We start from the raw sequence: 6,194 nt of genomic DNA, 5'->3' as shown, positions 1-6,194 counted from the left end.
CTTTTTCATAATCTAACCCGATGTACAACCCTTCTGTGAGATTTCCGCGACGAGGCGCCCTGCTTCAATATCCTGCCACACCATCATGGTGGGCATTTGCACAATACCAGCACCTACAAGGGCAGCTTCTCGCAGCACAGCCATATCGTCTGTTGCCAATCGTGGTTCATGAAAAATAGTTGCGGTTTGTCCTTCCTGATTTTCGAGCAACCAAGAGTGAGAACCCGGCGTGGTATGAAAATCCAGGCTGGGAAAAGCGTTTAAATCAGCCGGAGAAGCCAGTGGGTGAGGCACAAGGGTAGGTGCTGCAATTAAACACTGCGTGCTGGTATCAAGCGTACGCATTACAAGATCTGATGCCGCAATGGGCGGAAACCGCACGCGTATTGCAAGGTCCATGCCTTCTTTCAAGACATCTACACGTCGGTTAGTGCTTTCAAGCTGAAGCGTTACGGCTGGATAAAGCATGATAAAGCGGGCGAGTAAGGCACCAAACTGAAAGTTAAGTAACGCTACAGGGCAGCTTAGGCGCACAAGCCCACAAGGTTCAGTTTGCAACTGAGCTACTGAGCGCTCAGCCGTGTCTGCTTCCTCCAACATGGCAATACAGTGTTCGTAAAAGCGGTGTCCTGTTTCTGTAACGCTAAAGTGGCGTGATGAGCGTTGGATCAGGCGCGCATGCAGGCGTTCTTCCAAAAGGCGGATACGGCGGCTTAGGAGGGATTTTTGTAAGCCAGTTGCACGTGCAGCGGCAGAAAAACCACCATATTTTACAACCTGCACAAAATATCCAAAGTCGTTAAGGTCTCTCATCGTCCTGCCTATGCAACGCAATGTTTTATTTGGAAATCTTTATGCGACGATAAGAAGGGTGCATGTTTCGTGTCAACAAAAGGCGCATAGAGCGCTCTTGCTTCAGACAGGACAAAGGTCATGCAGAAGAAAATTCTCGGTCGTTATGGAAATGAACGTGGGCACTGGGTTGGTGATGGTTTTCCGGTGCGCTCTCTATTTTCCTATACGGATTTTGGTGAGCATCTGAGCCCGTTTCTGCTGTTGGACTATGCTGGCCCGCATAAGTTTGAACCTACAGATAAACGGCGTGGTGTTGGCCAGCATCCGCACAAAGGGTTTGAAACTGTTACCATTGTTTATGATGGTGAAGTGGAACACCGTGATTCATCTGGCGGCGGCGGTATTATTGGCCCCGGAGATGTGCAGTGGATGACAGCAGGCAACGGTATCCAGCACGAGGAGTTTCATTCTCCAGCGTATGCAAAAGTTGGAGGGGATTTTCGGATGGTGCAGTTGTGGGTCAATTTGCCAGCCAAAGATAAAGCTATGCCAGCTGGTTATCAAACCATTCAGGCTGCGGATATTCCAACCATTGCCTTTCCAGATAACAGAGGCAGCCTACGGGTTATTGCGGGAGACTATGAAGGGCAGCATGGCCCTGCGCGTATTTTCTCCCCACTGAACGTGTGGGATGGAAAACTGGAAGAAGGGGCAGACATCACACTTTCTCTGCCTGCGGGACATAACGCGGCTATTGTTTCACTTGAAGGGAAGTTGATTGTGAATGGTGCGGAAGAAGTGGGAAGCGCGCAATTCGCACTTCTGGATCGGGAGGGAACGCAGGTTACATTACAGGCTCCCAAAGCTTCCAGCTTTCTTGTTTTAACTGGTGCGCCGTTGAATGAACCTATTGCGGGATATGGACCGTTTGTCATGAACACGCGGGAGGAAATCCGTCAGGCGATTGAAGATTTTAACAGCGGACGTTTTGGCGCCATTTCGGCCTGATACGCCATGCCATCCATGACGGTCTAATTTTTCAATAATCAGTTCAAGGCAGGATAGAAGCATGACACAGGAAAAAGAACAGCTGCATTTTGTGACAATGTTGGGAAGCCTGCGTAAGGCATCTTATAACGGCATTGTAGCACGCACGTTACCTGCATTGGCGCCAGAGGGCATAACTATTTCGGCACTCGGATCCATCGCTGAGTTCCCTCATTATAATCAGGATGTGCAGGAGCAGGGGTTCCCTGCTTCTGTGCTGGCAATGGGGGAGCAGATTAGGAAAGCCGACGGCGTTATTATCGTAACACCAGAATATAATTATTCCGTACCAGGTGTGTTGAAAAATGCGCTCGATTGGCTTTCTCGCCTTACGCCGCAACCATTTGCGCGCAAACCTGTTGCACTTCAGACAGTTTCACCCGGCATGATTGGGGGAGCCCGTGCACAGTATCATATACGCCAGAGCATGGTGTTTATGGATGCTCTTGTGTTGAATAGGCCGGAAGTCATGATCGGTCAGGCAGCAGATAAGTTTGATACAGATAAGCTGGAACTGACAGACGAGCGAACGCGCGCTTTTCTTACACGCCAGATACAGGCATTGGCAGATCTTGCACGTAGAGAACAAAAATAGACTATCGGTGGATTTGTGAGGCCGAAAATAAAAAGCCAATAAGGGCCTCACACTTCATTTGTAACAAGAATATGTTCATTGCCGTTAAATAAATGTGTTTTATGTATAATTTCTCTTTCATTTAAGAGCGAGATGAGTAGTCTGCGCGCTTTTCTTCGTGCAGGAGTTCTGTTTCATGAAGCTTTCTTTGGCTTTATCCATGCTGGACGCCGCCTTGGCAGAGGCGCGCCGGCTTGAAGTGAATGTATGTGTTTCCATTGTAGATGCCGCAGCATGGCCAATGGCTTTTGCCCGGATGGATGGGGCACCATTAGGTGTGGTTGATGTTAGCCAGAAAAAGGCGCGCACGGCGGCTCTGTTTCAGATGGACAGTGCGGATTTTGCCGCAAAAGGCCACCCGAATGGTGAGGCCTATACACTGGAAAATACAAACGGTGGTTTAACCAGCTTTGGTGGCGGGTTGGTAATTAAAGCCACTGATGGTTCCTTTTTAGGTGCCATAGGTGTTTCTGGCGCCAAAACGGAAGATGATATTGCCATTGCGCGTGTTGCACTGAAGCAGGCCGTAAATAACTGATCCTATCTTGTTTCTGAGTTTTTAAATGACAACTGCTCCTCAACCTCCTCCCGCAAGCTCCGCGTTCATTGAGCCCCCTCATGGGCGTGCTGCCGCTTTATTTATTCTCACTTTCGGCACTTTTGTTGTTGGAACTGGTGAATTTGCCATTATGGGCATGCTGCCAGAATTTGCTCGTTCCTTACATCTGTCTGCAGCAGATGCAGGATACGCTATTACAGCCTATGCTTTGGGTGTGGTGATTGGCGCGCCGCTTATTACAATTCTGGGTGCGCGGCTTTCCCGTAGAGAGCTTCTGCTTTCTCTGTTGGTGTTGTTCTGTTTCGGGAATTTCCTGAGCATTTGTATGCCCACACCAGAACTGGTTGAAGTGGCACGATTTATTACTGGCCTGCCGCATGGGGCGTTGTTTGGTATTTCTGCGCTTGTTGCGGCTTCCATGGTGGAGCGTTCACGCCGTGGGTGGGCTGTTGGGCGTGTTCTGTCCGGTATTGCCATTTCCACTCTGGTCGGTGCTCCTTTTTCTACATTCGCAGCGGATCATTTTGGATGGCGTGTGGCCTATCTGATTATAGGTATATTTGGCTGCATTACCTTTTTGGGAGTGTGGCGTTATATTCCGGCTGATCACCCCAACCGCAAGAATTCACCGCTTAAAGAAGTTTCTGCTATGGGTAACACGCAGGTTCTGCTTACGTTGCTTACAGCAGCTATTGGCTTTGGCGGCATGTTTGCCATTTATACTTATCTCACCAGTATCCTGCAGAATGTAACGCATGTGCCGGAATGGTCCGTTATGGTGTACATGGTTATCTGGGGCATGGGCATGTTGGTGGGGGCCAATTTGGGCGCATGGCTTGTTGATCGTAAGTTGGATCTGGCTGCAATTCTGGCGCTTGGTGGTAGTGCTATTGTTATGCTGGGCTTTTCTACGGTGCTGCATCAGCCTTTGCTTTTGGCACTTGCAGTCTTTCTTATTCCAACCTTTGTAAATGGTTTGGGGCCTGCATTGCAGACACGTCTGATGGATTTTGCAGGGGACGCACAAACTCTGGCAGCTTCCCTTAACCACTCTGCATTTAACATTGCCAATGCGTTGGGGGCTGCATTGGGGAGTATGCTGCTGGCGCATCAGTTCGGATATTCTGCTCTGGGTGTTGGCGGGGCTGTTCTCTCCGCTGGTGGTTTGGTTGTGTATTTGCTGGCAATTCTGGTGTTGCGCCGCAGTGGGCAAAAAGAAATCAGGCAGCCCATTTCCTGAATGAGAATGATTTATTTATGTAATATGTCATAGTTTATGAAACTATATTCTTAATTATGTATTGAGTTCTGCACGAACGCTTGAAGCTGGAAGGATAATATGCCTTCCAGCTTTTTTTTGTATTTTCTGAGGGCCAAGAGATTATGTGGGGTAGGGGCAGAGTGCCTGCTTGAACCCATTTATACGATCCCACCATAAATGGGATAAGAGTTATAAGACGACTGGTCTAATTATAAATTGACTTCATCTATATCCGTTCATATACAGATAACCAGAACAGGCCATACAGATTCGGTAGGAATATTTCCAGTTTGTATATGGAATTTTACCATCAGGAATTTTTCTGCCCGATAGAAGTTGACCGGTCTATTTTTTGGATGAGGGAGACGATGCCACACATAAGAGCATTCTGCTCTGCCGGGTGCATGCCGCATTTGCGGGCTCGTTCTGCTTTTTCCATTTCACTGTTCACGAGGTAAAAATGGCGTACGCGACAACCAATCCCTATACAGGGGAAGTTCTTGCTAATTTTCCTGAAGCTACAGATCAGGAAGTTCAGACCGCACTGTCCGAAGCTCATGCCGCTTTTGAAAAATGGCGTGATACCTCCTTTGCTGAACGCGCTCGTATTATGAATGCCGCAGCTGCCATTCTGCGTCGTGATGTTGATAAGTATGCCCGTCTGGGCACGCTGGAAATGGGCAAGCTGTTTACAGAGTCCAAGGCAGAAGTTATTCTTTCTGCTGAAATTTTCGAATACTATGCAAAATATGCAGAAGAACTGCTGAAGCCGGAATCTCTGCCGGTTGCTGATCCGGCTGAAGGCAAGGCTGTTCTGGTGCACGAACCTCTGGGTATTGTGCTGGCAATTGAGCCATGGAACTTCCCGTTCTATCAGGTTGTTCGTATTATTGCGCCGCAGCTTTCCGCTGGTAACGCTGTTCTGCTTAAGCACGCTTCCAACCTGCCGCAGTGCGCTGCTGCATGTGAAGAGCTGATGAACGAAGCTGGCCTGCCAAAAGGTCTGTTCCGTAACCTTTATACAGCACGTCGCCATACAGAAGTTATCCTGAAAGATCCTCGCGTTTGCGGTGTGGCTCTGACAGGTTCTGAAGGCGCAGGCACCATTATTGCTGGTGTTGCTGGTAAGGCTCTGAAAAAGGCTACCATGGAACTGGGCGGCGCAGACGCCTTTATTGTTCTGGACGATGCCGACGTAGAAAAAGCAGCTAAATGGGCTGTTATTGGCCGCCATTGGAATGCTGGTCAGGTGTGTGTATCTGCCAAGCGTCTGATCGTTGCAGATGCAGTGTATGATCGCTTCCTGGAACTGTACAAGAAGGGTGTTTCCGAGCTGAAAGCTGGTGACCCGATGGATCCTTCCACAACGCTGGCACCTGTGTGCTCCAAAGGCGCTATGGATGATCTGCACCGCCAGGTTACAGAAGCCATCAAGCATGGTGCGAAGGTTGAAGTGATTGGGCCAGAAGTTCCTGGTAAAGGCGCTTTCTTCCGTCCGCTGCTGATGACCGGTCTGGACGGCAACAACGAAGCCCGTCATTGGGAATTCTTTGGCCCGGTAACGCAGCTGTACCGTGCAAAAGACGAAGACGATGCAATCCGTATCGCCAATGACTCCCCTTATGGCCTTGGTGGCGCTGTCTTTACCAAAGACGAAGCCCGTGGCGCACGTGTGGCTGCAAAAATCCGCACGGGTATGGTGTTCATCAACCATCCGCTGGTGCCTAAGGCAGATCTGCCCTTCGGCGGTATCAAGAACTCCGGCTATGGTCGTGAACTGATTGGTCTTGGTATCAAAGAGTTCGTGAACCACAAGCTGATCAACACGGTCGATATCGACGCACCGTTCTGATCATACTGTTAGCAGGCACCTGTAAAGGTGCCTGCTTGCACAGAAT

The 6,194-nt window shown here is 49.3% G+C and carries 6 protein-coding genes; 5 read left to right on the top strand and 1 reads right to left on the bottom strand.

The genetic code is table 11. The features are described from left to right. Window positions 1-12: 12 nt before the first annotated feature. Window positions 13-813 carry a LysR substrate-binding domain-containing protein gene (locus tag APA10_RS07290; RefSeq protein WP_250697647.1) on the bottom strand — a complete coding sequence of 267 codons (801 nt, stop codon included), beginning with the start codon at window positions 811-813 and terminating at the stop codon, window positions 13-15. 120 nt (window positions 814-933) lie between these two features. On the opposite strand from APA10_RS07290, the gene APA10_RS07285 reads away from it, so the two are divergent. The 5 genes from APA10_RS07285 to APA10_RS07265 all read left to right on the top strand — a co-directional run bounded on the left by APA10_RS07285 (window position 934) and on the right by APA10_RS07265 (window position 6,148). Then, window positions 934-1,803 carry a pirin family protein gene (locus APA10_RS07285; protein WP_003625845.1) on the top strand — a complete coding sequence of 290 codons (870 nt, stop codon included), beginning with the start codon at window positions 934-936 and terminating at the stop codon, window positions 1,801-1,803. Between the two features lie 61 nt (window positions 1,804-1,864). After that, a complete protein-coding gene (locus tag APA10_RS07280; RefSeq protein ID WP_003630370.1) occupies window positions 1,865-2,437 on the top strand; it encodes an NADPH-dependent FMN reductase in 573 nt (190 codons plus the stop codon). A gap of 175 nt (window positions 2,438-2,612) precedes the next feature. Further along, window positions 2,613-3,014: a GlcG/HbpS family heme-binding protein gene (locus APA10_RS07275; RefSeq protein ID WP_003630372.1), complete on the top strand. Its 402-nt coding sequence runs from the start codon at window positions 2,613-2,615 to the stop codon at window positions 3,012-3,014. Between the two features lie 25 nt (window positions 3,015-3,039). Further along, window positions 3,040-4,275 (top strand): MFS transporter, encoded by a 1,236-nt coding sequence (locus tag APA10_RS07270; RefSeq protein WP_003630374.1) that lies wholly within the window; start codon window positions 3,040-3,042, stop codon window positions 4,273-4,275. A gap of 481 nt (window positions 4,276-4,756) precedes the next feature. Further along, window positions 4,757-6,148, top strand: coding sequence for an NAD-dependent succinate-semialdehyde dehydrogenase (locus APA10_RS07265; protein ID WP_003625836.1), 1,392 nt, complete (start codon window positions 4,757-4,759; stop codon window positions 6,146-6,148). Window positions 6,149-6,194 lie beyond the last annotated feature (46 nt).

The sequence above is a fragment of the Acetobacter pasteurianus subsp. pasteurianus LMG 1262 = NBRC 106471 genome (assembly GCF_000285275.1).
In the GTDB taxonomy this organism is placed as follows: domain Bacteria; phylum Pseudomonadota; class Alphaproteobacteria; order Acetobacterales; family Acetobacteraceae; genus Acetobacter; species Acetobacter pasteurianus.
The sequence above is the reverse complement of the archived record's forward strand: the minus strand, read 5'-3'. Positions and strand labels throughout refer to the sequence as shown.